The organism is Curtobacterium sp. VKM Ac-2861 (genome assembly GCF_013204965.1).
In the GTDB taxonomy this organism is placed as follows: Bacteria; Actinomycetota; Actinomycetes; order Actinomycetales; family Microbacteriaceae; genus Curtobacterium.
Genome location: NZ_JABMLA010000002.1, coordinates 333,342 through 357,259 on the forward strand (window position 1 = coordinate 333,342; position 23,918 = coordinate 357,259).

Sequence of the window (23,918 nt, forward strand, 5' to 3'; positions counted from 1 at the left end):
TAGAGCGTTTTGTACAAGTCAGACGAGCGCCGTGGTGCCGACCGACTCCCGTTCGAGCAACGATCGCTTGACGTCGAGCCCCCACGCGAAGCCCCCGAGCGTGCCGTCGGAACGCAGCACCCGGTGGCACGGCACGAACAGGGCGGGAGCGTTCCGTGCGCACACGCTGGCGGCGGCCCGCACGGCGTCCGGGCGGCCCATCGCCCCCGCGAACTCGGTGTAGGTCAGGGTGCCGCCGGCCGGGATGCGGCGGAGCTGCCGCCACCCCTCGGTGAACAGGTCGGTGCCGAACTGCCGCACCGGCACCTGCATGGCGTGCTCGACCTCGCCCGAGTAGAAGGCGTCCACGGCATCAGCGGCGGCGACCGTGCCGTCGACGATGCGACTGGGCCGGTACCGGTCGGCGAGCCGCCCGAGGATCCGGTCGACGGAGTCGGTCCAGCCCGAGGCGAGGACACGGCCCTCGGCGTCCTCGAGCACGGTGAAGGCCCCGTCCGGGGTGTCCAGGGTCTGGATGGTTGCGTCGGTCATCGTTCGTCCTTCCGAGGGTCGTTGTCTGCGTGCCGCGCACGGCCGGTGCCGTGCACCCGCGCACCGGCGGCCGTCGCGATCGCGCGGTCGATGATCGGTCGCCAGCAGTGCATCGTCAGGTAGCTCCGCCAGGGCGCCACCTGCTCCGACCATAGGGAGAGCTCGCGCGCCGTACCGGGCAGTCCGAGTTCCTGTGCACCGTTGCGCACCGCGAGGTCGCTGTGGAGGAACACGTCGGGGTGGTGCCGGACCCGGAGCGCCACGTAGTCGGCGGTCCACGGCCCGATGCCCTTCACCGCCAGCAGCCGCTCGCGCAGCTCGTCGAGGGACTGTCCGCCGTCGACCACGAGCGACCCGTCGGCGAGCGCCGCGGCGACCCGCAAGATCGTGTCGACGCGGGCGGCCGGACCGCGCAGCACCTCGTGGCCGCGGGCAGCGATGACCTCGGCGGACGGGAACAGCAGGCCGTCCGGCAGGATCGCCGACGGCACGGCGGCACCGAGCGCCGCCACGAGCCGCGTCTGGGCCGTCCGGGCCGCGGCGACGGAGACCTGCTGCCCGATGAGGGTGCGGAACACGATCTCGTGCGCGTCGACGGCACCGGGCAGCCGCAGGCCGGGGACCCGCCGCACGGCCGCGGCCAGCTCGGGCACGGAGCCGAGCACCGCGTCGACGGCGACCGGGTCGGCATCGAGGTCGAAGTACGACCGGACGCGGGCGACGAGCGTCGGCAGGTCGGACAGGTCGGTGACGCGCACCCGCAGGTCGATCCCGGTACCGCGACCGGCGGCCGTGGAACCGGCCGTCCCCGCGACCGCGGCCGACGCGCTGAACCAGCCCGGGCCTCCCGGCAGGTCGAGCAGCCGCCCGTACGAGGTGACCCGACCGGATTCGTCGGTGTCCACCTGCTCCAGGCCCGGCAGGGCGTGCAGCGCGTGCCAGTCGAGGAGCCCCTGCGCGTCGAACGGCGGCCGCGCGGGCAGGTGCACGTGCAGTGCGCCGTCGGACGCGGGCCGGAGCGTCCGCCGGGCGCGCAGCTCGGACGGGGTGACGGCGAAGACCTCGCGGACGGTCTCGTTGAACTGGCGGACGCTCGCGAACCCGGCGGCGAAGGCGACGTCCGCGATGGGCAGGTCTGACGACGTCAGCAGGGTGCGTGCCGTCTGGGCGCGGTGTGCGCGGCTGAGTGCCTTCGGGCCGGCACCGAGCTCGGCCGTCATGATGCGGTTGAGCTGGCGTTCGGAGTAGCCGACCCGTGCGGCGAGCCCCGGGACGCCGTCGCGCTCGACGACGCCGTCGAGGACGAGGCGCATGGCGCGGCCGGCGACGTCCTCGCGCAGGTCCCACTCGGGGCTGCCGGGGGTCGCTTCGGGCAGGCAGCGTTTGCAGGCACGGAAGCCGGCCAGGTGCGCTGCTGCACTCGTGCGGTAGAAGGTGACGCCGGTCTCGCGGGGTGTGCGTGCCGGGCAGCTCGGTCGGCAGTAGATGCCCGTGGAGTGCACGGCGGTGACGAACTGGCCGTCGAAGCGTGCGTCGCGCGAGGCGACGACGCGGTAGCGCTCGGCATGCAGCTGGTCGGTTCCGGGGATGGTCACGGGCCCAGCCTGACACGCACCACCGACCGCGACTGGCGGAAATCGGACGCCGCGGCACGTCGCGTGGTGCGGGTGGCGGGCGGCCCGAGGTTCCGAGGTTCCGAGATCTCGGCATGTCGGCGCTCGATGTGCTCGCCCGTGGAACCTCGGCGCCACACGGACGGCGTGTAGTGGAACCTCGGCGCAGTGCCGACGAGGGCACGGCGTCGACCGGGAGGCCCGGCTAGCGTTGGGCGGGTGACCTCCGGAGACGACGTGGCCGGGTCTGACCACCGGGTCGGCTCCGACGAGCTCGCCGAGCTCGCCGACTCCGTCGACCTGCCGTTCCGGACCGACGTCGAGGTCGCGCTGCTGCTCGTGTCGCGCCGCCACCGCTACGAGGGCAGGCCGGCCGACGGTGCCCTGCCGGTCCGATCGGACGACCCCGACGAGCTGCGCGACCGCATCGAACTGCGCGCGGGACTCGGCATCGTCGGCGACCGCTACTTCGCGGCGCGGGCGCACGTGCACGCCTCGGTGACGGTCATCGGGCTCGAGGGCCTCGAGGAGGTCGGACGATCACTCGGCGTGCCGGTCGATCCCGTGGCGACCCGGCGGAACGTGTTCCTGCGGGGCGCCGACGTCGAGGCGCTCCGGGGAGAGCCGTTCTCGCTGCAGAGCCCCGGCAGCGGTGCCGTGCTGTTCCGCGGGTACCGGCCGGCGAACCCGTGCGCCTGGATGGACCACGAGGTGGCGCCGGGTGCGTTCCGGGCGATGCGTGGACGGGGCGGGGTGCGGTGCGACCCCGAGTCCGACGGCGTGCTCACCCTCGGACCCGCGGTGCTCCGGACGACCCGCCCCGTCGCGCTGGGCTGACGGCGGCGCCGTCAGCGGCAGCGCACTGCGCTCACGCGGTCAGCGCGCTCTCGATCGCGTCGACGAAGGCCGGCAGGTCGTCGGGGTTCCGCGAGGTGATGATGCCGCCGTCGACCTGGACCTCCTGGTCGACCCACTCGGCGCCGGCGTTCCGGACGTCGGTCTGCAGCGACGGGAACGAGGTGATCGTCCGTCCGCGCAGCACACCGGCCTCGATGAGGGTCCACGGGCCGTGGCAGATCGCCGCGACGGGCTTGTTCGCCTCGACGAAGGCCGTCACCAGGGAGACCGCCGAGTTGTCCTGTCGCAGGGTGTCGGCGTTGATGGTGCCACCCGGGACCACGAGCGCGTCGTACCCGGTCACGTTGACACCGGCGATGGTGGTGTCGGGGTCGAGGGACTTGCCGGGGTCCTTGTCGCCGACGAGGGTCGCGATCGAACCGGAGTCCTGCGCCGCCACGGTCACCGTCGCGCCGCGCTCGCGGAGCTGGTCGACGGGCACGACGATCTCGTCCTGCTCCACGCCGTAGTTCGTCGCGATGACGAGGACCTTCTTGCCGTCCAGGGTTGCCATGGTCGCTCCTTCCGCGGCCCGGTGGTTCCGGCCGCACGTGCGGCCCGGTTGTTCCGGCCGCACACCCGAGGGTCGTCGGGGAGCGCTGGGCGTGCCCGCAGGACGCAGCGGGTCCTCAGCCGCGGATGCGGAAAGCGGACCCTTCGGCCTCGACGGTGATGCCGTCGTACCCCGACACCCGGTAGAGCCCGGCCGTGACGTCCGACTCGTGCGGGCCGACGACGACCGTGGTCGCTCCTGAGGCTATGGCCGACTCGAGGCCAGCGGGGGCGTCCTCGAACGCGACGCAGTCGGTGGCCGCGACACCGAGCAGCGCGGCACCCCGCAGGTACCCGTCGGGGTGCGGCTTGCCGTGCTCGACGTCCTCGGACGGCACGAACGCCGTCGGCATGGTCAGGCCCGCTGCAGCCATCCGGCCGGCGGCCAGGTCGCGCGGTGCGCTCGTCACGAGCGCCACCGGGACCCCGGCGTCGAGGAGCCGGTCGACGAAGGCTGCGGCGCCGGGGATCTCGAAGATGCCCTCGCTGCTCGCGCTCTCCTCGGCGACCAGTGCGGCGGCGATGCGGAGCTGTTCGTCGCGGTCCAGTCCGGGCAGGAAGTGCTCGATCGTGCTGATCGCCTGACGGCCGTGCGAGAAGGCGAGGATCTCGGCCGGGTCGATGCCGCGGTCGTGACCGAACCGCGTCCAGGTGGCCTCGACCACCGCGGTCGAGTCGACGAGCGTCCCGTCCATGTCGAAGAGGACCCCGGACGCCACGATGTCGATCACGCGCCCGACCCTAGCCGACGCGGTCGGCCGGCACCGGGACTCGGGCGCTCAGGCCGGGACTCGGGCAGGCGGCTCCGCCCGGACGTACCGGGTCAGCAGCACGTCACCCGCACCGCGGAGCACGTGCGCGGGCCGCATCCGTCGTAGCTCCGGGGAACCGCCGCGGGCGATCCGGGGCCCGGTGCCGCCCTCGAGCGACGGGTCGATCGTCAGGGTCAGCTCGTCGACGGCGTCCGCGGCGATGAGCGACCCGAGGAACGACGGGCCGCCCTCGCAGTGGATCGTGCCGAGCCCCCGCGCCACCAGTGCGTCGCGGACGAGCGACACGTCGACCGAGTCGGGGTCGGTGTCGGTGCTGCAGGGCACGACGTCGGCGACGGACGACAGCACGACCCCGGCGTCCGACGCCGCCGCAGCCGCGGAGGTCAGGACGACTGGCCGGACCGGGGCCTCGGTGAACACCCGGGATCCGGCGTCCAGTGACAGTGACCGCGACACGATCGCGAACACCGGGTGGTCGGGCAGGCCGTGCGCCCGGCGCCAGACCACGTCGGAGTCGTGCAGGACCATCGGCCCGTAGCCCTCGTCACGCACGGTGCCGGCTGCGACGAGCACGACGTCGGCGACCCGGCGGAGCAGGTCGAACACGCGCAGGTCGTCCGGGCCGCCGAGCGACCCCGAGACCCCGGCGGCCGAGGCGGACCCGTCGAGCGTCGCCACGAAGTTCACCCGCAACCACGGGGCTGACGCACCTGCGGTGTACAGGTCGACCAGGTCGTCGTCGGACAGGTCCGCGATCGACGGGGGCAGGAGGTTCACGTGTTGTGCCGCGCTTCCACCGGCGCGCGCCAGCCGAGGGTCGCCTCGACCATGCGCATCGCGTCGACGCTCTCGGCGACGTCGTGCATCCGGACGATCCGTGCCCCGAGCATCGCGCTCACGGTCGCGACGGCGAGCGACCCCGCCAGGCGTTCGCCACGCGGGCGTCCGAGCGACTCCCCCACGAAGTCCTTGTTCGACACCGCCGCGAGCACCGGGTAGCCGAGCGCCACGACCTCGGGCAGGCGCCGGGTGACCTCGAGCGTGTGCACGGTGTTCTTGTTGAGGTCGTGGCCCGGGTCGACGACGATCCGCGACTCCGGGATCCCCGCGGCGAGCGCCCGGTCGACGCGCTCCCGCAGGAACCCGACGACGGACGCGGTGACGTCGTCGTACTGCGGCGGCGCTGCGAGGGGCCGTCGGGGTTCGGCGAGCGAGTGCGTGATGACGATCGTCGCCTCGGAGTCCGCGACGACGGCCGCCATCCGGGGATCGGACAGGCCGGTGGTGTCGTTGACCACGCTCGCGCCAGCTGCGATCGCCGCTGCGGCGACCTCGGGGCGGAACGTGTCGACGCTGATGGTGACGTCGGACTCCTGGGCGAGCTGCTCGACGACGGGCACGACGCGGTCGACCTCGTCCGCAGCGGGCAGTTCCGGCCCCGGAGCGAACTTCACGCCGCCGATGTCGACCCAGTCGGCGCCCTGTTCGGCAGCCCGGACGGCGGCGGCGACGGCGCGGTCGAGCTCGAAGGTGGCGCCGCGGTCGTGGAACGAGTCGGGCGTGCGGTTCACGATCGCCATCACGGCGATGCGGTGGTCGAAGTCGAACGTTCTGCGTCCGATCGTGCGGACCGGCTGCCGCAGGTCCGGCACGACCCAGCCGGGTGCGGTCGATCCTGCCTGGAGGCCCGTGGCGGCCCCCTCAGTCGTCACGCGTCCGCCTCGGGGTCGGGCACACGCCCCGCACCGATGAGCGCGATCGCCTCGGCCCGGCCCGCGGCGTCGGCCAGCGAGCCGTTCGCCGCGACCGTGACGGTCGTCGAGCCGGTCTGGCGCTCCCCACGGGTCGTCACGCACTGGTGCTGCGCGTCGAGGACCACGAGGACCCCCTCGGCACCGAGCCCCTCGGCGATCGTGGCAGCGACCTGCTCGCCCAGCCGTTCCTGCAGCTGCGGACGCGAGGCCACGGCGTCGAGCACACGCGAGAGCGTTCCGAGCCCGATCAGACGGTCACCCGGCGCGTAAGCCAGGTGCGCGACCCCGAGGAACGGCAGCAGGTGGTGCTCGCAGACGGACCGGAACTTCACGTCACGGACGATGACGAGTCGGCCGCGTTCACCGTCCTCGGCGTGCACCGTGCCGTCGCGGGCGATGGCAACGGCGTCCGTGCCGATGCCGGCGAAGAACTCGGCGTACGAGTCGGCGACCCGAGCGGGTGTGCGTTCGAGTTCGGGGCGGTCGGGATCCTCGCCGATGCCGAGCAGGAGTTCGCGCACCGCGGCCTCGACGCGGGCACGGTCCATGCGTGACGTCACCGGTCCATCCAACACCAGCCATGGCCGGAGAACGCGAGCCGGCGCACGGCGTGACGTCCCCCGATCACGCGGGTCGGGCCTCCCGGTCGGACATCGGCGCACCCTGCGCGCCCTGTGAGGATCCTGTGACATGCCGGAAACCCAGCAGGCTTTAAACTTGCTCGGTGAGCGCCACGAAGACCGACACCCCACCCCGGAACCGCTTCGCGACCGGCCTCGATCGATACTTCTCCATCACGAAGCGCGGATCCACGATCCCGCGCGAGGTGCGAGGCGGACTCGTCTCGTTCGTGACGATGGCGTACATCGTCATCCTCAACCCGCTGATCCTCGGTGGGTTCAGCGCCGACCAGGCCGCCAAGGACGTCTCCGGCGGCTGGCTCGAGAACGCGCAGGTCGCCGCCGCGACCGGCCTCGTCGCCGGCCTGATGACCATCGCCATGGGCGTCATCGCGAACCTGCCGTTCGGCATCGCCGCGGGCCTCGGGATCAACTCGTTCCTGGCCGTCAGCGTCGTGCAGCAGGTCACCTGGGCCGAGGCGATGGGACTCGTCGTCATCAACGGCGTGATCATCGTGGTCCTGGCGTTGACGGGGATCCGGACGATGATCTTCACCGCGGTCCCCGCGCAGCTGAAGGCAGCGATCACCGTCGGCATCGGCCTGTTCATCGCCTTCATCGGCCTCGTCGACTCGGGCTTCGTGCGCTCGTCCGGGCTCGCGTCGCCGCCCCTGCAGCTCGGTGAGGACGGCTCCGTCGGCGCCCTGCCGACCATCGTGTTCCTGATCGGCCTGGTCATCATCGGCACGCTCATGGCCCGCAAGGTCAAGGGCGCGCTGCTCATCGGGATCGTCGCCACGACGATCATCGCGATCATCCTGCAGGCGATCTTCCAGGTGCCGACCTCGGTCGACTCGAAGACCGGCTGGAACCTCAACGCCCCCGGTCTGCCGAGTGCGTTCTTCGCGTTCCCCGACCTGTCGCTCGTCGGCCACGCCGACCTGTTCGGCGCGTTCAGCCGCATCGGGCCGTTGGCCGCGTCGATGCTCGTCTTCACGCTCGTGTTCACGAACTTCTTCGACGCGATGGGCACCATGACCGGCCTGGCGAAGGCCGCCGGCGTCGCGAAGCCCGACGGCACGTTCCCCCGTCTGAAGTCGGCGCTCGTCGTCGAGGGCGTCGGCGCGATCGCCGGCGGTGGCGCCTCGGTGTCGTCGAACACCGTCTTCATCGACTCCGCCGCCGGCATCGGCGAGGGCGCACGCACCGGCATGGCGTCGGTCGTCACCGGCCTGCTGTTCCTGGCGTCGATGTTCCTCACCCCGCTCACGCAGGTCGTCCCGCTCGAGGTCGCCGCCGCCGGACTCGTCGTCGTCGGCGCCCTGATGGTGGCGCAGGTGGCTGACATCTCCTGGACGGACTTCGGCTCGGCCCTGCCCGCGTTCCTGACGATCGTCGTCATGCCGCTCACCTACTCGATCGCGAACGGCATCGGCGTGGGCTTCATCAGCTGGGTCCTCATCAAGCTGCTGTCCGGCCGGGGTCGCGAGGTGTCGTGGCTGCTCTACGTCGTCGCCGCGGGCTTCCTGCTGTACTTCGCACGAGGGCCGCTGGAGGCGCTGCTCGGCGTCGGCTGAGGCCGGGGGGGGCTGGGCAGCGGCTGGTCTGCAAGAGCGACAGTTCCTGTGGGGCCGTCCGAGGGTGGTCCACGAAAGCGACAGTTGTCCGCGATACATCCGCGGAGAACTGTCGCTTTCGCGTTCGGGCCGACCGGGAGGCCCGTGCTCAGTCGGGCAGGTCGCCCGGCGTCGCCTCGTGGTGGCGTCGACCGCCGGACCGCCGGTCCTCCTTCATGCCCGCCTCGAACAGGTGGCGACGCCCCTGCACGAGCTCGTCCCGCGCCGTGCGCTCCAGCTCCTTCGCCAGGGCGTAGTACCCGTCGTCGTAGTCCTCGACGACCTGGAACGTCCAGCGGCCGGCGATGACGTTGCGACCCACGAGCTCGGTGTCGATGCGGTCGGCGAGTTCGGTGTGGCCGGCCTTCCGGAGCTGCTCGACGGCTTCGCCGAGGTTCAGGTCGGCGGTGCCCGTCAGGCGGTGGAAGCCGTAGAGCAGGCCGCGGGCGTGCTCGATGACCTCGACCGCTGCCGACAGTGTGCCGAGTGCCTCGACCGTGGCGTCGGAGACCCCCGCGGGGACCTGGTGCTGTGCGTCGGGGCCCTGATCGTCGTTCGTCATGCACCCCGTCTACACGAGGGCATCCGAGGTCAGGCGCAGTCACTTCGTCTGGTTGGGATGGCGCGTGTGGACGTCTGTGATGCAGACGACTCGATCCGCCTCGTCCACCGTGAACCAGATCCGCGCGCCCCGCTTCAGTTCGAGCTGCCGACGTGTCCATTCGCGACCCGAGTGCCGGACGACGCCGAGCGCACCGCGGAGCGCATGGCAGGCCAGGTCTTCGGACAAGGGATCGCTGGTCAACCGCTCCCAGGCCGACCCGACTGCGTTCCGCTGTGTCGCCAGGACGTCTCGCCAGCCGTGTTCTGCCGAGCGCGTACCCAGGACGACCGTGAACTCCGTCGTCCGTACCGGACGGGGGACACCGGTGCCGCGACTGACCACGGCTTCACGGTGCGTCGAGGACGATCGGGTGCTCGAGGAGTTCGGGTTCGCCGGTGCTCCAGCCCGCCGCGATCGCCTCGGCACTGCTGCGCCACGCCTGCATCTCGACGAGCAAGGCACGCGGCTGCCTGAGCGAGAACGATCCACGAGCCACGTCGACGATCTCACGTGCGAATCGCTGCTGGTCGTCTCGACTCAGGAGCTTGATCCACGGGTAGGGGATGGCGAGTCGATCGTGGAGCGGCAGCCCCTCGTTGACGGTCACTGCAGCGATCAGCTGCGCAGCGATCTCGAGGACCGCGTCGTCGTCGTCCGAGCGTTCCTTCGTGGTGAGCACGAGCGCTTTTCCATCGCGCCGCGTGACTTCGAGCGGTTCTTCCTCGGCTGCGGCGAACACGTCTTTCGAATGGCGGGAGAGGTCGGACGACTGGACGGCACGACGCGAGCGAGGAGGGGCGGTCAGGGTCATGGATCCAGCGTATTCAGAACGCGTTCTGAACACAACCCGCGGTTGCTTGCCGCTCGATTGCGATCTAGCATTCGAACACACGTTCGAACGAGGAGACCCGATGATGATCACGGAGACGGCCGCCACCGTGTGGTGGTCCGAGGGCGCACCGAGCCGGCTGGTCTGGGGCGGGCGCCGTTGGCGGGTGAGCGACACCCCGACCCGTCTGACCGTGACGCGGGCCGAGCTGCCGACCGCCATCACCCACGCCCCCGAGCGCACGGTCGGCTGGCGCTTCCAGGCCACTGCCGACGACGGGGACACGCTGGTGGTCGACATCGTGCCCGAGGGCAGCGGCTGGGGCGTCGCGCGGACGTGGACGTGAGCGCCGCCCCGGATGCGGACTACGTCGTCACGCGCTCGACCGGTGCCCGCTCCGGAGCCGGTCGTTCCATGAGACGCCAGGCGCCGCCCGTCAGCGGCGCGAGCGTCACGACGGTGTAGAGCACGACGACGGCCCCGAACGTCGCCTGCACACCAACGCCCTCGGCCGCGAACCCGGCGAGCAGTCCGCCGAGCGGGATGCCCGCCCAGGACCCGGCTCCGAGCAGCCCGAACACTCGGGCGCGCATGTGCGCCGGGATGCGCTCGAGCTCGACGGCTCCGAGGATCGGGTTGAGTGATCCGGCGGCGAGGCCCGACAGCGCCGAGGCAGCGAGCATCCACGGCAGCCCGAGGCCGAGCGCCGGCACCAGGAGCGAGGGCCCACCGGCGAGCACGAAGCACACGACGAACGTGATCCGACGGGGGACGCGGTGTGCGACGTACCCGAAGGCCACCGACCCGAGGAACGCCGCACCGCCGAAGGTCCCGGTCACGAAGCCCAGCGCCTGCGCCCCGCCGAGTGTGTCAGCGGCGTAGAGCGGGAGCAACGTCGTCGACCGGGCCGCGTCCAGCAGGTTCGTGATCAGCACGAGGGCGATCACGAGCCGGAAGAACGGGTCGCGGACGCAGAACCGGAAGCCCTCGGCGATGTCCCGCCAGTACCCGTTGGTCGGTGCCGCATCAGCGGTCGCTGCCGCCGCGTCGCCGTCCGCCGGCCGGACCAGCACCGCAGCGAGCAGGGCGGCGGTGCCGAACGCCACCGCGGTGCAGACGAGTGCGGCCATCGGTCCGGCGGCCGCGACGAGCACCCCGCCGAGCGGCGCGCCGATGAGCACCGAGAGTCGCTGGGACGCCTCGAAGTGACCGACCGCGCGCTCCAGCGGAACGCCGGCGGATCGTGCGAGCCCCGGGAGCAGGACCCGACGTGCGGACTCCCCGGGCAGGTCGAACAGGCCGCTCACGAACACGAGCGCCAGGAGCGCCCAGAACGGCAGACCCACCGTCCAGGCCAGGACGGGCATCGCCAGCAGGGTTGCACCGCTGACGAGGTCCGACGCCACACTCGAACGGACGAACCCGACCCGTTCGACGAGCGCCCCGCCGAACGGGCCGCCGAGGACGATCGGCACCGTCGCGGCGAAGGCGGCGATCCCGACGTCCGTCGCCGAGCCGCCCCGGGCCAGGACGGCGAAGGGCACGGCCACGGTGGTGACGACGTTGCCGGTCCGCGAGACGACCTGGACCGCGAGCAGCGCACGCAACCGTGCCCGGGCGTTCACGATCGACCCATCCGGTAGCTTTGCGTGACGGCGATGACGCGCTCCGACCCGTCGCCCGGTGTGTGCGCGTCGCTGACGGACGTCCATCGCTCGACGACGGCACGCAGTTCAGTGCCGAGGCCGGTGAGTTCCTCGGCGGTCAGCCGCAGCACCTCGTCGGAGCTGGTCGACGCTGCTACCCACTCACGGCCGAGCACCGGCGCCTGGTCGATGAACCGTCCGTACTCGGCCGCGTACGCATCGGCGACGGTGTGGTCCAGTGCCGTCGTGGCGAGCATCCGTTCCGGGTCGTCGAACGCGTCGGCGAGGTCCCACGACGTGTGGTCCGCAGTGGCACGCCACCACCGCTCCCGCCGGTCCGAACCGAGCTCCGGCGCCGGCTCGATGAAGTCCGCGTCGGCCAGACGCTTGCAGTGGTAGCTGATCGTGCCGGGTGCCTCGTCGATCTCGTCGCCGAGCATCGCCGCAGTCTGTGGACCACCGGAGCGCAGGAGCCCGACGATCCGCAGTCGGGTCGGGTGGGCGAGGGCGCGCATGTGGGCGGCGTCGTCGAGTCTGCGCACGGTCATACTCTGACGGTAGATGCACAAGACATCTTGCGCAATGCTTCTTGTGCATTTGGCCCGCCCGGATCGGCCGCCACCGCGCTACGGTTCCGGCATGGCGAAGTGGATCGCGCTGCTGCGCGGAGTGAACGTCAACGGCATCACGATCAAGAACGCCGACCTCGCGGAACTGCTCCGCGGACTCGGCTTCGACGACGTCCGCACGGTGCTCGCGTCCGGCAACGTGGTGTTCGACACGGACGCCGACGCGCCGACCCTGAAGGCCACGATCGAGCAGGCACTCCGTGACCGCTTCGGCTACGACGCGTGGATCGTGCTCGTCCGGCACGACGGCCTCGAAGGCATCGTCGAGGGGTTCCCGTTCGACCGGGCCGACGATCGGCACGACTACGTGGTGTTCGGCTCCGACGACGACGCCCTCGATGCGCTGCTCGCCGACCTCGCGCTCGACACCACGGTCGAGCAGGTCGCCCGGGGTGACGGGGTCGTGTACTGGTCCTGCCCGAAGGGGTCGAGCACGGACACCGTGTTCGCGAAGCGGGCCGGAGCAGCACGCTTCAAGCGCTCGACCACGACGCGCAACACGAACACGCTCCGGAAGCTCCTGTGACCCGGGGAGCCCTGCACCACGTCGAGCTCCGCACCGCCCACCTCGACACGGCGAGCAGGGCGTGGGGCTGGCTGTTCGGCGAGCTCGGGTACACGCCGTTCCAGGAGTGGCCAGCGGGCCGGAGCTGGCGACTCGGTGACGTCTACGTCGTGCTCGAGGCCGCACCGCTCGACGGCGCGCACGACCGCCGACGGCCCGGACTGAGCCACCTCGCGTTCCACGCCGGCGACGCCGGACAGGTCGAGCAGCTGTGGGCGGACGCACCGGCGCACGGCTGGACCCGCCTCTACGAGGACCGGCACCCGTACGCCGGCGGTCCAGACCACCGTGCGGCCTTCCTGGAGGACGCCGAACGCTTCAAGGTCGAGCTCGTCGCGAGCTGACGGGGTCGAGCGGGCCCGCGCCGACAGCCGGCGTGCCGCCCTACGCGGTCGTCTCGTCCACGTCGAAGTCGCGCTGGAGCGAGATCGTCGGGATCGACGCCGTGATCACGGAGCCGTCCGCACGGAGCGTGCCCTGGATGTCGCTCGTGGTCGGTGCGTGCCCGGACATCCGCGGCCCCTGGTGCGGCAGCGGCACCACCGTCGGCTCGCCGGCCTCGATGTCCCACTGCTGGTTGTGCACCCAGGCGGTGAAGCCCGAACCCGTCTCGACCGTGAAGGTCATAGCATCCTGCCCGAGGTCGACCCGGACCCGCGACCCGCGCACGGTCAGACGGTAGGTCAACGAGTCCCAGTGCCGCGGCAGTCGCGGGTTGAACGTCATCCGGCCGCCGTGGTCGCGCATACCGCCGAACCCGTTGACGAGCGCACCCCAGATGCCACCGGTCGACGCGATGTGCACGCCGTCCGAGGTGTTGCCGTGCAGGTCGGCCAGGTCGACGTAGAGCGCCGTCTGGAAGTACTGGTCGGCGAGGTCGTGGTACCCGACCTCGGCCGCCATGATCGACTGCACGACCGCCGACAGCGTCGAGTCGCCCGTGGTGAGCGCGTCGTAGTAGTCGAAGTCGCGGCGCTTCTCGGCCGCGGTGAACTCGTGCCCCTGCAGGAACAGCGCGAGCACGACGTCGGCCTGCTTGAGCACCTGGAACCGGTAGATGACCAGCGGGTGGTAGTGGAGCAGCAGCGGACGCTTGGACTCGGGGGTGTTCTCGAGGTCCCAGAGTTCCTTGTCGAGGAACTGGGCGTCCTGCGGGTGGATGCCACGGTGCGGGTCGAAGGGGATCTCCATCGACTCGGCGGCGTGCTCCCACTCGACGAGCTCGTCGGGGCGCAGACCGGTGCGCCGGACCATCCGGTCGTACTCTTCGACGTCGTCGGCCGCGAGTTCGCGGCACGCGTTCACCGCGAACCACAGGTTCGCCCGCGCCATGACGTTCGTGTAGAGGTTGTCGTCGACGACGGTCGTGTACTCGTCGGGCCCGGTGACGCCGTCGATGTGGAACTTCTTGTCGCCGTTGGAGCGCCAGAAGCCGAGGTCGGCCCACAGCCGAGCGGTCTCGACGAGCACGTCGATCGCCCCGCGCTTCAGGAACTCGGTGTCACCGGAGGCCCGCACGTACTGCATCAGGGCATGGGCGATGTCGGCATCGATGTGGTACTGCGCGGTGCCGGCGGCGTAGTACGCGCTCGACTCCTCGCCGTTGATCGTGCGCCAGGGGAACAGGGCACCCCGCTGGTTCAGCTCGCGTGCCCGCGAGCGTGCGGCGTCGAGCATGTTGTAGCGGAACCGCAGCGCGTTCCGGGCGACGATCGGCGCCGTGTACGACAGGAACGGCAGGACGTAGATCTCCATGTCCCAGAAGTAGTGCCCGCCGTAGCCGGAGCCCGTGACGCCCTTGGCGGCGATGCCGTGCCCGTCGGTGCGGGCCGTGGCCTGCGCGAGCATGAACAGGTTCCACCGGACGGCCTGCTGGATCTCCGGCTGCCCGGCGATCTCGACGTCGCTGCGTGCCCAGTAGTCGTCGAGCCAGACGCGCTGCTTCTCGAACGTCTCGTCGATGTTCTCGGCGTGCGCCCGGTCGAGCGTGCGGTCGCAGCGGTCGGCGAGTTCGCGCACCGGGACACCGCGGGAGGTGTGGTACACCACGTGCTTGACGAGTCGGATCGGCTGCCCGGCACGCGCCTGGACGCGGTAGACGTGCTTCGCCAGGTCGTCGTCGATCGACGACGACTCGTCCCAGCTGTTCTCGGTCTCGAGGTGGTGCTCCACACCGACGCAGATCGTCATGCCGGAGCTCGACGCCTGGTACCCGAGCAGGGAACGGGCGCCGGTGCTGCGCTTGAGCTTCGGCTCGAGCACCCGGTCGGTGAAGGCCTCGGCCTTGCGCGGGTCGAAGGCGTTCGCGGCTGCGCGCATCCCCGCGTGGTACTCGTCCTGCACGTCCTGGCGGTTCAGGATCTGGCTGGACAGCAGGATCGAGGCGTCCGCGTCGAGCACGGTGACCTCGTAGTCGATGACGGCGAGGTGCCGATCGGTGAACGACACCAGGCGGCGGGACCGGATCAGCACGCGCTTGCCGGACGGCGTCGACCACTCGGTCTCGCGGAACAGGTAGCCGCCGCGGAACTCGAGGCGCCGCGTGTGGTGGAGGATGTCCGCCTCGGCCAGCACGAGGGGTTCGTCGTCGACGTAGAGCCGGATCACCTTGGCGTCGGGCGCGTTGATGATCGTCTGGCCGGTCTTGGCGAACCCGAAGGCGTCTTCGGCGTGCCGGATCGGCCAGGTCTCGTGGAACCCGTTGATGTACGTGCCGTACTGCACACCGCCGCGGCCCTCGTCGAGGTTGCCGCGCAGGCCGAGGTACCCGTTACCGACGGCGAAGTTCGTCTCGGCGACGCCCTGCTGGTCGGGGGTGTACTCGGTCTCGACGAGTGCCCACTCGTCGATCGGGTACCGGACGCGGTCGAGCGGGTCCGAGGTGATGGGGTTCATGGTGCTCCGTGGGAAGGGAGGGTGGCGTGGGGACGTCGGTTCGACCGGGAGGCGCGGCTCGCCTCCGGCGCGCTGGCTACGTCGTGCTGGTGGTCGCGTGGGGAAGGTCCGCGACCAGGTCGGCGAGGTCCGTCACGACGACGTCGGCACCGTGTTCGCGCAGCGCGTCGGCGCCCGCTCCGCGGTCGACCCCGACGACGAGCCCGAAGGCCCCGTTCCGGCCGGCTTCCACACCACTGGTGGCGTCCTCGACCACGACGCACTCGGCGGCGGTCAGTCCGAAGCGCCCGGCGGCGTCCAGGTAGGTGTCGGGGGCGGGCTTGCCGGCCAGGCCGTCCTGGCGGGCGACGAGCCCGTCGACCACGACGGTGAACCGGTCGAGGATGCCGGCGGTCCGCAGCACCGAGACGGCGTTCGCGGAGCTCGAGACGACCGCGACGTGGAAGCCGGCGTCGATCGCGGCGGTGAGGAACCGGAGCGAGCCGGGGTACGGCTCGACGCCGTGTTCGTCCAGCTCGGCGGTGAACTCGGCGTTCTTCCGGTTGCCGAGACCGCACACGGTGTCGTCGTCCGGGCCGTCGTCCGGGGTGCCCTGCGGCAGGTCGATCCCCCGCGACTCGAGGAGCGACCGCACGCCGTCGTACCGCGGCTTGCCGTCGATGTACGCGAAGTAGTCGGCCTGTGTGTACGGCGCGACCCCGTGCGCTTCGAGGTACGGCGTGAAGAGCCGGCTCCAGGCGCGCATGTGCACGTCGGCGGTGGGGGTGAGGACACCGTCCAGGTCGAACAGGAGCGCTCGCGTGTCCGCGAGTCGCGCGGGTGTGCGCCGGGTCGGCGTCGTCATCTGCAGCCCTTCAGGGAACGGGGTTCGTGGACGTTGCTCTCGTCGAGTCTAGGACCGCTCCAGGACGGGTGTTCAGACCGCGCCGTCAGCGCAGGCCAGGGGCCGGCGGCAGGTCGCGCGCCCACTCCTCGATCGCCGAGGAGATCTGCTCGCGGGCGGCCTCGCGGCTGATGGTCGCCGTGCGGTCGCCCGGCTGGTCCCCGTAGGCGCCGAAGTCGGCGTGGTTCGAGCCCTGGACCTCGGTCATCGTCGCGGTCGACGGCAACAGGTGCCGGGCCGCGTCGACCTTGTCGGGGGTCGAGAGCCCGTCACGCGAGCCCGAGACGCTCAGCACGTCGATGTACGAGCTGCTGATGTCGTTCGCGCAGTAGCTACCGAGCAGCAGCAGGCCGTCCGCGTCCTGCGCGAGCTGGCAGGCGCGGACCCCGCCCAACGAGTGCCCGCCGACCGCCCAGGTCGCGACGTCCGGCGCGTGCGCCTCGAAGGTGGAGAGCGGTCGGGTGTCGAAGAACGCGAGGTTGAGCGTCGGCTTCGTGATGACGACCGTCGTGCCGTTCGCGACCACCTGCCGGAAGGTCGCCATGTACGCGTACGGATCGACCTTCGCACCCGGGATGAACACGATGCCCTTGCCGTCGGGATGCCCCGTGGGCGTCATCACCACGGAGTCACCGGCGTCCTGGACCGACACACGGTCGTCGCGCCAGACCTGCAGCGCAGCGCTCCGGGTGCCCTGCATGACGATGTGCGCCCAGACGAGGAACACCACCACGACCACCAGCAGCACGGCGACGATCCACGCGGTCCACCGCAGTACTCGGTTCATGCGACCACCGTACGGCGCATCAGCACCTCGTTCCGACCGTCGGGCAGGGGATCGCCCGGTTCGTCGAGTGCGGTGAACCCGGCGCGTTCGTAGGTGCGCCGGGCGACGGTGTTGTCGGGCATCACGGAGAGTTCGAGCACCCCGCCACCGGGGGCCGCTGCCCACTCCGCGATCGCCTCGATCAGGGCACGTGCGACGCCTCGGCCCCGGGCGGCGGGGTCGACCCACATCGAGATGAGTTCGGCTGGCGCACCGGCGTCGGTGCCCGGGACGCCACTCGCCATCCCGACGACGTCGCCCTCGGCGGCGACCGCCAGCAGGTCGAGCGCACCGGGGATCGACAGGCGTGTCCGCCAGCGGTGCTCGGGGGCGTCCGCCCAGTCCTGCAGCGTCGAACCGAACGCGTGCGGGGAGTCGGCGAGCGCCCGCAGCCGGACGGGTCGCCAGACGTGCCAGTCGTCCGCGGTCACGCGGCGCAGCTCGATCGTCACGCCTCGACGGTACCGGCGGAGGTCCCTCGGTGAGCAGAAATGGTCGGGTGCGGGATGCGCACTCGACCATTTCTGCTCACCATCGCGCCGCGGGCGCCGCTGGCGCCGCGGACGCTACGCCGTGATCGCGGCGCGGATCTCGGCTGCTGCTGCGCCGACGTCCGACGCGCTGTAGATCGCGCTGCCGGCGACGGCGATGCGCGCACCGGCCTCCTGCACCGAGGCGACGGAGGACGCGTTCACGCCACCGGCGATCGAGAACGGCACACCCGACTCCTTGCCGGCGTCGAGCAGCGTCGAGAAGGTGAAGCCCTCTTCCGCCTGCTCGTCGAGCCCGGCGTGCACCTCGACGAACTCGGCGCCGAGCGCGACGACCTCGCGGGCACGGGCGGCCTTGTCGGAGACGCCGATCAGGTCGACGACGATGCCCTTGCCGTGCTTCTTCGCGGCCTTGACGGCACCGACGATGGTCGAGTCACCGGCGACACCGAGGACGGTCACCAGGTCCGCGCCCGCCGAGAACGCGATGTCGGCCTCGAGCTCGCCGGCGTCCATCGTCTTGAGGTCGGCGAAGACGATCTTGTCCGGGTGGGCTTCCTTGATCGCGGTGACGGCGGACAGGCCGGCGCTCTTGATCAGGGGCGTGCCGAGCTCGAGGACGTCGACGTGCGGCGCGGCCGCGGCGGCGAGTTCGAGGGCGGCTTCGGTGGTCAGGGTGTCCATGGCGAACTGGAGCTGCATGTGGATGCCTTTCATTCGAGGTTTGCGTGTCGGGGCCAGAGGTCGTCGGCGGACTGCCCGCCGCGGGACCAGAGCGTGTGGAACAGGGCGTCGCCGACCAGGGCGACGGCCTGCTCGAAGAGGCTGCCGGCGTACTGCGCCGAGGCCGTGCCGGAGCGGTCGGTCTTCGTCGCTGCCGGCAGCACGAGGGTGACGTCCGCGACCTGGGACAACGGGGACTCGTCGGTGGTCGACAGGGCGACGACGGACGCGCCGACGTCGTGCGCGGTACGGGCGGCCTGCAGGATGCCGGTGGTCGTGCCGGAACCGCTCGCGACGAGGAGCACGTCCCCGGGCCGGATCGCGGGCGTGGTGACCTCTCCGACGACGTGGACGTCGCGACCGAGGTGCATGAGCCGCATCGCGGTCATCCGCAGTGCGAGTCCGGAACGGCCGGCACCGTGCACGAAGACACGGTGGGAGCGGTCGATCAGGTCGAGGGCGCGCTCGGCCGACGCGTCGTCGACGTTCGCGGCGAGGTCGGTGACCTCGCGCACGATCACGTCGAACGCTGCGGGGACGGTGGGTTCTGCCATGTCCACGAGCATGCCGTCGCGCGGCCCGCCGCACCGCTACCCGCGTCGGCAGGCATCCCACCCGATCGGGTGGCCCCGTCCGCACGGGTGGGACAGGTAGGTTCGGCTCCCATGGACGCCATCGCACCCGACCGGGAGGCCCGTGGCGAGCCCGCCAGTCGGCTCGCCGCCTCGGAGCACGCCCGGACCGTCGCCGAGCAGGCGGACCGTCAGGCGCTCACCCTCGAGTCCGTGCTCGCCGTGCTCCGGTCACCACGGGTGTCGGACGCCGCCGCGCGGGCCGAGGCCGTCGAGATCGCGTCGGCAGCACTCGTCGACCTGCGCACCGAGACCGACCACCAGCGCAGCACCCTGCTCGAGCCGGTCACCGGGGCGTTCTCGCGCCTCCGAGCCGACCTGCGCCCGCTCGTCCGGTTCGGCGACCTCGACGTGCAGTTCGTCGAGCCGCCGACCACCGGCCGCGCACTGCCTGGCGACGTCGCCCACGCGGCCCGCGCCATCGTCCGGACCGCCGTGCTCGCCCTGGTCGACGGCGGTGCGGCCAAGCGGGTCCGCATCCAGTGGGACTGCGACGGCCGGAACCTGCTCATGCAGCTCCGCGACGACGGGTCCGGCACCCTCGACGTGCACGACGACGCCATGCGGCCGATCGCAGAACGGGTCGTCACCCTCGACGGCCGCGTCCAGGTGTCGAGCACGCCGGACTGGGGCTCGGTCCTCGACATCTCGCTGCCCCTCGACCCGTCGCCGACCGAGGTGGACTCGGTCGCGGACGACGACCTCACCCCGCGGGAGCGCGACGTGCTGCGGCTGCTCGCGACGGGCGTCGGCAACCGCGAGATCGCTGAGGGCCTGGGCATCAGCGTCAACACCGTGAAGTACCACGTGGCGAACCTGCTCCGGAAGCACGGGGCCCGCACCCGTGCCGAGCTCGCCGCCTTCAGTTCCCGGGCGTGACCCGCCGCGACCGCGACAGTGGGTACCGGCGGTCGAGTGAGGGTTCGACGACGGTCGCCATCAAGAACTGCGAGAGCAACTTGCCCCCTGCCCAGTAGACGGGGACAACGAAGATCGCGAACCCGGTCCAGATCCCTGCGCCGATGAGGGCGATGGTGCCGAGCGTCACGACGATGCCCACGCCCGAGTACAGGTACTGCCACCCCCGGGTCGCCGAGTCGCGCTGCACCTGCTGCTGCTCCGCACGCTCGTCGAGTCCGCGCACCCCGGGCTCGAGGGACTCCCGCTCGTCGGTGACGAACAGGTCCCGCACGGGCACCTCGAGTGCCGTTGCGACCGACGACAGTGACTCCAGGCTCGCGTCGTTGCCGCTCTCCATCCGCTGCACCGTCCGCACCGCGAGGCCGCTCGCCTCGGCCAGTCGTTCCTGGGTCCACCCGCGCAGTCGCCGCAGCTCCCCGATCCGCATCTCGTTCATGCCCTGAACACTAGGGATCCCCGGAACGACGCACCACGACACGGACCCGACACCTGCACGACAGCGACCCGCCAGTCACCCGACAGCGCTCCGACTGCCGTCGTCACTGCCCTCCGGGCGCGAAGCGGTAGCCCATGCCGGACTCGGTGACCAGGTACCGCGGGGTCGCCGAGTCGGGCTCGAGCTTCCGCCGCAGCTGCGCCATGTACAGCCGCAGGTACCCGGAGTCGTTGCCGTGCGAGGGCCCCCACACCTCGGTCAGGAGCATCTCGCGGGTCATCAGCCGGTCGGGGTTCGTGACGAGCACCTCGAGCAGGCGCCACTCCGTCGGGGTCAGCCGGATCGCGGGACCGCTGGCCGGGGTGACCTGCTTCGCGACGAGGTCCACGACGAGGTCGCCGATCCGGATCGTCGGCGCGCTGTCGACGCCGGCCGGGGCACGGCGTCGTCCGAGGGCCCGCAACCGCGCCAGCAGCTCGTCCATCTGGAACGGCTTCGTCACGTAGTCGTCCGCGCCGGCGTCGAGTGCGTCGACCTTGTCGGACGAGTCGGTCCGTCCGGACAGCACGAGCACCGGCACCTGCGACCACCCCCGGATGCCCTCGAGCACCCCGATGCCGTCGAGCCGGGGCATGCCCAGGTCGAGCAGCACCAGGTCGGGCCGTTCGGTGATGACGGCGTCGATCGCCGCGCGCCCGTCCTTCGCCGTCACGACCTCGTACCCGCGGGCGGCGAGCGTGACGGAGAGCGCTCGGACGAGTTGCGCGTCGTCGTCCGCGATCAGGACCTTCACCGGAGCTCCACTCCCACGTGCCCGGCGATCGGCAGCCGCACCACGACGGTGAGCCCACCACCCGGGGTGTCGTCGACCTCGATCGTGCCGCCCATGCCCTCGGTGAAGCCCCGCGCGAGTGCGAGACCGAGCCCGAGGCCCGTCTCGTTGTCGGTGTCGCCGAGCCGCTGGAACGGCTGGAAGACCTCGTCGACCCGGTCCGACGGGATACCCGGACCGTGGTCGGCGATCCGGAGCTCGACCCCGCCTCCGAAGGCGCTCGCCGCGACGCGCACGCGGGTGCCGTCGGGTGCGTAGCGGACGGCGTTCGCGAGCAGGTTCACGACGACCCGCTGCAGCAGGACCGGGTCGGCGAGCACCGGCGGCAGGTCCGCCGGCAGGTCGAGGTCGACGTCGTCGGGCCCGAGCTCGAGCTCGTCGAGCGCCGGTGCGACCACCGTGTCGAGGGCCAGCGGCCCGGACGCGACCGCGAGCACACCCGCCTGCACACGACTGACGTCCAACAGGTCCGCCAACAGCACCGCCAGCTGACCGAGGCTCTCGTCGGCGGTCGCGAGCAGCGCCTCCCGGTCGGCCCTGGACAGGTCGACGTCCAGCGCACGCAACGACTGGACGGCGGCCGAGGCGGCCGCGATCGGCCGACGCACGTCGTGGCCGACGGCCGCGAGGATCGCGCTGCGGACGCGGTCAGCCGCCGCGATCCGCTCCGCGTCCAGCGCGGTGCGCGTCAACGAGCGGTGTTCGACCGCGGCGTCGAGCTGCTGCTCGACGACGCGCAGCAACCGGCGCTGGGTCGGGTCGTCCGGAGCGCCAGCGAACTCGAGCACGGCACCGGACGGGAGGCTCGTGGACGCGTCCGGCGATTCGCCGAACGTCCCCGACGTGGCCGGTTCCTCGTTCCCCTGCCGGATCCGGACGCCGGCGAACCCGAAGGCCTCGCGGGTGCGGTCGAGCAGGGCCTGCAGGGCGTCGTCGCCGCGGAGGACGCTGCCGGCGATCCCCATCAGCAGACCTGACTCCGCCGCGGCGCGACGGGCAGCACGCGAACGTCTGGCGGACCGGTCGACCACGAAGCTGACGAGCACGGCACTGATGACGTACATGACCAGGGCGAAGAGGTGCCACGGCTGCTGCACCGTGACCATGTGCAGGGGTTGGACGAAGAAGAAGTCGAGGCTCAGTCCGGACAGCACCGCCGTGAACACCGCCGGCCACATCCCGCCGACGAGCGCCACGACGAGCACCAGCAACTGGTACGCCAGGACGTCCACGGTGATGGCGTCGGGGTCGCTGCCGATCGACAGGACCCAGGTGAGCAGGGGCCCGACCAGGACCGAGAGCACGAACGCGGCGAGGACCCGTCCGCGGGACAGACTGCCGCCGAGCTTGGGCAGGGCGAAGCCACCACCGGCGCGCTCGTGCGTGACGACGTGCACGTCGATGTCGCCCGACTCCCGGATCACCGTGTTGCCGATGCCCGGGCCGGTCAGGGCCGCGGCGAGCCGACTGCGACGGCTGACGCCGATGACGATCTGGGTCGCGTCGATCGACCGCGCGAACCGCACGAGGGTCGACGGCACGTCGTCGCCGACCACCTGGTGGTACGTCCCACCGAGCTGTTCGAGCAGGGTCCGTTGGGCACCGAGCGCCCCCGGGTGCCGCTCGCGCAGGCCGTCGTTCGTCGTCACGTGCACGGCCGCGAGTTCGCCGCCGGCGCTGCGGGCGGCGATGCGGGCACCGCGGCGCAGCAGGGTCTCACCCTCGGGGCCGCCGGTCAGGGCGACCAGCACGCGCTCCCGGGTCTCCCACCGGTGCTCGATGCCGTGCTCGGCGCGGTAGGCCTTGAGCGCGTCGTCGACCTCGTCCGCCAGCCAGAGCAGCGCGATCTCGCGCAACGCCGTCAGGTTCCCGAGCCGGAAGTAGTTGGACAGGGCCGCATCGATCCGGGCAGCCGGGTACACGAGTCCGTCGGAGAGCCGCTCGCGCAGGGCAGCCGGTGCCAGGTCGACGACCTCGATCTGGTCGGCCGCTCGCACCACGGCGTCGGGGACGGTCTCGCGCTGCACGGTGCCCGTGATCTCGCGGACCACGTCGCCGAGGGACTGCATGTGCTGCACGTTGACCGTCGAGATGACGTCGATGCCGGCGGCCCGCAGCGCTTCGACATCCTGCCAGCGCTTCTCGTTCGCACTGCCGGGAGCGTTCGTGTGCGCGAGTTCGTCGACGAGGGCGACCTCGGGCGCTCGCCGGAGCACCGCGTCGAGGTCCAGGTCGTCGAGCTCCACGCCGCGGTGGTCCACGGTGCGGCGCGGGACGACCTCGAGGCCGTCGACGAGCGCGGCGGTGGCAGCACGTTCGTGCGTCTCGACCACGGCGACGACGACGTCCCGTCCCTCGTCGAGCAGCCGGCGGCCCTCCTCGAGCATGGTGAACGTCTTGCCGACGCCCGGTGCGGCACCGAGCAGGACCCGTAGCTTGCCGCGCTTCACGTGCTCATCCTCTCGCGTCGGCTGTTGCAGGGCTGCCGGTCGACTGATATACTCCTCGTAACCGTTCCCACCAAGGCTCAAGCCCAGGCTTCCTCAAATCGGGTGGGACTGCACCGCCTCGCGTCGCTCGTCGGCGCGAGGCAACTCTGTTCTTGCTCACGTTCGTTCCCCACGCTGTAGTTGCTGCCGGCTTGCCCGAG

The 23,918-nt window shown here is 71.6% G+C and carries 26 protein-coding genes; 6 read left to right on the top strand and 20 right to left on the bottom strand.

From position 1 onward, the window contains the following. Positions 1–18: 18 nt before the first annotated feature. Both HQQ88_RS06390 and HQQ88_RS06395 read right to left on the bottom strand, forming a co-directional pair. A complete protein-coding gene (locus tag HQQ88_RS06390) occupies positions 19–531 on the bottom strand; it encodes a methylated-DNA--[protein]-cysteine S-methyltransferase (protein WP_111083519.1) in 513 nt (170 codons plus the stop codon). Beyond that, positions 528–2,126: an AlkA N-terminal domain-containing protein gene (locus HQQ88_RS06395; RefSeq protein ID WP_367916987.1), complete on the bottom strand. Its 1,599-nt coding sequence runs from the start codon at positions 2,124–2,126 to the stop codon at positions 528–530. Before HQQ88_RS06395 ends, HQQ88_RS06390 begins: the two co-directional genes overlap by 4 nt. A 318-nt stretch (positions 2,127–2,444) precedes the next feature. Here HQQ88_RS06395 and HQQ88_RS06400 point away from each other — a divergent pair, with 318 nt between their 5' ends. Then, positions 2,445–2,981 carry a molybdenum cofactor biosysynthesis protein gene (locus tag HQQ88_RS06400; RefSeq protein ID WP_173169124.1) on the top strand — a complete coding sequence of 179 codons (537 nt, stop codon included), beginning with the start codon at positions 2,445–2,447 and terminating at the stop codon, positions 2,979–2,981. A 31-nt stretch (positions 2,982–3,012) separates the two neighbouring features. Here HQQ88_RS06400 and HQQ88_RS06405 read toward each other — a convergent pair whose 3' ends face one another. The 5 genes from HQQ88_RS06405 to folE form a co-directional block, all read right to left on the bottom strand. After that, the gene (locus HQQ88_RS06405; RefSeq protein ID WP_111083520.1) at positions 3,013–3,555 is read right to left on the bottom strand and encodes a type 1 glutamine amidotransferase domain-containing protein; all 543 of its coding nucleotides are present in this window, start codon (positions 3,553–3,555) and stop codon (positions 3,013–3,015) included. 115 nt (positions 3,556–3,670) lie between these two features. Then, a complete protein-coding gene (locus HQQ88_RS06410) occupies positions 3,671–4,324 on the bottom strand; it encodes an HAD-IA family hydrolase (RefSeq protein WP_173168957.1) in 654 nt (217 codons plus the stop codon). A gap of 48 nt (positions 4,325–4,372) precedes the next feature. Beyond that, positions 4,373–5,143: a pyrimidine reductase family protein gene (locus tag HQQ88_RS06415; RefSeq protein WP_173168958.1), complete on the bottom strand. Its 771-nt coding sequence runs from the start codon at positions 5,141–5,143 to the stop codon at positions 4,373–4,375. After that, positions 5,140–6,078 (bottom strand): dihydropteroate synthase, encoded by a 939-nt coding sequence (folP, locus tag HQQ88_RS06420; RefSeq protein WP_131877710.1) that lies wholly within the window; start codon positions 6,076–6,078, stop codon positions 5,140–5,142. The genes HQQ88_RS06415 and folP overlap by 4 nt, the downstream gene beginning before the upstream one ends. Continuing rightward, positions 6,075–6,668: a GTP cyclohydrolase I gene (gene folE, locus HQQ88_RS06425; protein WP_123293064.1), complete on the bottom strand. Its 594-nt coding sequence runs from the start codon at positions 6,666–6,668 to the stop codon at positions 6,075–6,077. Before folE ends, folP begins: the two co-directional genes overlap by 4 nt. Positions 6,669–6,844: 176 nt before the next feature. Here folE and HQQ88_RS06430 point away from each other — a divergent pair, with 176 nt between their 5' ends. Further along, entirely contained in the window at positions 6,845–8,317 is a 1,473-nt protein-coding gene (locus HQQ88_RS06430; RefSeq protein ID WP_173168959.1) for an NCS2 family permease, read from the top strand. Positions 8,318–8,465: 148 nt separating this feature from the next. On the opposite strand, the gene HQQ88_RS06435 is transcribed toward HQQ88_RS06430, so the two are convergent. Both HQQ88_RS06435 and HQQ88_RS06440 read right to left on the bottom strand, forming a co-directional pair. Then, on the bottom strand, positions 8,466–8,918 hold the full coding sequence (locus HQQ88_RS06435; protein ID WP_173168960.1) for a hypothetical protein: 453 nt from the start codon (positions 8,916–8,918) through the stop codon (positions 8,466–8,468). A 388-nt stretch (positions 8,919–9,306) separates the two neighbouring features. Further along, complete coding sequence (locus HQQ88_RS06440; protein ID WP_173168961.1) at positions 9,307–9,882, bottom strand: prevent-host-death protein; 576 nt, start codon at positions 9,880–9,882, stop codon at positions 9,307–9,309. Here HQQ88_RS06440 and HQQ88_RS06445 point away from each other — a divergent pair. Then, positions 9,872–10,135 carry a hypothetical protein gene (locus HQQ88_RS06445; protein ID WP_111083527.1) on the top strand — a complete coding sequence of 88 codons (264 nt, stop codon included), beginning with the start codon at positions 9,872–9,874 and terminating at the stop codon, positions 10,133–10,135. The two genes, HQQ88_RS06440 and HQQ88_RS06445, sit on opposite strands and share 11 nt — an antisense overlap. Before the next feature lie 19 nt (positions 10,136–10,154). Here HQQ88_RS06445 and HQQ88_RS06450 read toward each other — a convergent pair whose 3' ends face one another. Both HQQ88_RS06450 and HQQ88_RS06455 read right to left on the bottom strand, forming a co-directional pair. Then, complete coding sequence (locus tag HQQ88_RS06450; protein ID WP_367916988.1) at positions 10,155–11,414, bottom strand: MFS transporter; 1,260 nt, start codon at positions 11,412–11,414, stop codon at positions 10,155–10,157. Then, the gene (locus tag HQQ88_RS06455) at positions 11,411–11,983 is read right to left on the bottom strand and encodes a helix-turn-helix domain-containing protein (RefSeq protein ID WP_173168963.1); all 573 of its coding nucleotides are present in this window, start codon (positions 11,981–11,983) and stop codon (positions 11,411–11,413) included. Before HQQ88_RS06455 ends, HQQ88_RS06450 begins: the two co-directional genes overlap by 4 nt. Before the next feature lie 91 nt (positions 11,984–12,074). Between HQQ88_RS06455 and HQQ88_RS06460 the strand changes: the two genes are divergently transcribed. Further along, complete coding sequence (locus HQQ88_RS06460; RefSeq protein ID WP_173168964.1) at positions 12,075–12,590, top strand: DUF1697 domain-containing protein; 516 nt, start codon at positions 12,075–12,077, stop codon at positions 12,588–12,590. After that, entirely contained in the window at positions 12,587–12,973 is a 387-nt protein-coding gene (locus HQQ88_RS06465) for a VOC family protein (RefSeq protein ID WP_173168965.1), read from the top strand. The genes HQQ88_RS06460 and HQQ88_RS06465 overlap by 4 nt, the downstream gene beginning before the upstream one ends. A 40-nt stretch (positions 12,974–13,013) precedes the next feature. Here the strand turns inward: HQQ88_RS06465 and HQQ88_RS06470 are convergent, their stop codons facing one another. The 6 genes from HQQ88_RS06470 to hxlB form a co-directional block, all read right to left on the bottom strand. Beyond that, positions 13,014–15,524 (bottom strand): glycoside hydrolase family 65 protein, encoded by a 2,511-nt coding sequence (locus HQQ88_RS06470; RefSeq protein ID WP_123293055.1) that lies wholly within the window; start codon positions 15,522–15,524, stop codon positions 13,014–13,016. A 76-nt stretch (positions 15,525–15,600) separates the two neighbouring features. Then, on the bottom strand, positions 15,601–16,368 hold the full coding sequence (locus HQQ88_RS06475) for an HAD family phosphatase (protein WP_111083533.1): 768 nt from the start codon (positions 16,366–16,368) through the stop codon (positions 15,601–15,603). 85 nt (positions 16,369–16,453) lie between these two features. Next, positions 16,454–17,194, bottom strand: a complete 741-nt coding sequence (locus HQQ88_RS06480) for an alpha/beta hydrolase (RefSeq protein ID WP_173168966.1) — start codon at positions 17,192–17,194, stop codon at positions 16,454–16,456. Then, positions 17,191–17,685 carry a GNAT family N-acetyltransferase gene (locus HQQ88_RS06485; protein WP_173168967.1) on the bottom strand — a complete coding sequence of 165 codons (495 nt, stop codon included), beginning with the start codon at positions 17,683–17,685 and terminating at the stop codon, positions 17,191–17,193. Before HQQ88_RS06485 ends, HQQ88_RS06480 begins: the two co-directional genes overlap by 4 nt. A 114-nt stretch (positions 17,686–17,799) precedes the next feature. Next, a complete protein-coding gene (hxlA, locus tag HQQ88_RS06490; RefSeq protein WP_111083537.1) occupies positions 17,800–18,426 on the bottom strand; it encodes a 3-hexulose-6-phosphate synthase in 627 nt (208 codons plus the stop codon). Between the two features lie 11 nt (positions 18,427–18,437). Then, entirely contained in the window at positions 18,438–19,001 is a 564-nt protein-coding gene (hxlB, locus tag HQQ88_RS06495; RefSeq protein ID WP_173168968.1) for a 6-phospho-3-hexuloisomerase, read from the bottom strand. Between the two features lie 111 nt (positions 19,002–19,112). Here hxlB and HQQ88_RS06500 point away from each other — a divergent pair, with 111 nt between their 5' ends. Beyond that, entirely contained in the window at positions 19,113–19,958 is an 846-nt protein-coding gene (locus HQQ88_RS06500) for a LuxR C-terminal-related transcriptional regulator (protein WP_111083538.1), read from the top strand. On the opposite strand, the gene HQQ88_RS06505 is transcribed toward HQQ88_RS06500, so the two are convergent. The 3 genes from HQQ88_RS06505 to HQQ88_RS06515 form a co-directional block, all read right to left on the bottom strand. Then, complete coding sequence (locus HQQ88_RS06505) at positions 19,942–20,436, bottom strand: helix-turn-helix transcriptional regulator (RefSeq protein ID WP_173168969.1); 495 nt, start codon at positions 20,434–20,436, stop codon at positions 19,942–19,944. The two genes, HQQ88_RS06500 and HQQ88_RS06505, sit on opposite strands and share 17 nt — an antisense overlap. Before the next feature lie 103 nt (positions 20,437–20,539). Beyond that, positions 20,540–21,229, bottom strand: coding sequence for a response regulator (locus HQQ88_RS06510; RefSeq protein WP_111083540.1), 690 nt, complete (start codon positions 21,227–21,229; stop codon positions 20,540–20,542). Beyond that, positions 21,226–23,718, bottom strand: a complete 2,493-nt coding sequence (locus HQQ88_RS06515) for an ATP-binding protein (RefSeq protein WP_123293050.1) — start codon at positions 23,716–23,718, stop codon at positions 21,226–21,228. The genes HQQ88_RS06510 and HQQ88_RS06515 overlap by 4 nt, the downstream gene beginning before the upstream one ends. Between the last annotated feature and the right edge of the window lie 200 nt (positions 23,719–23,918).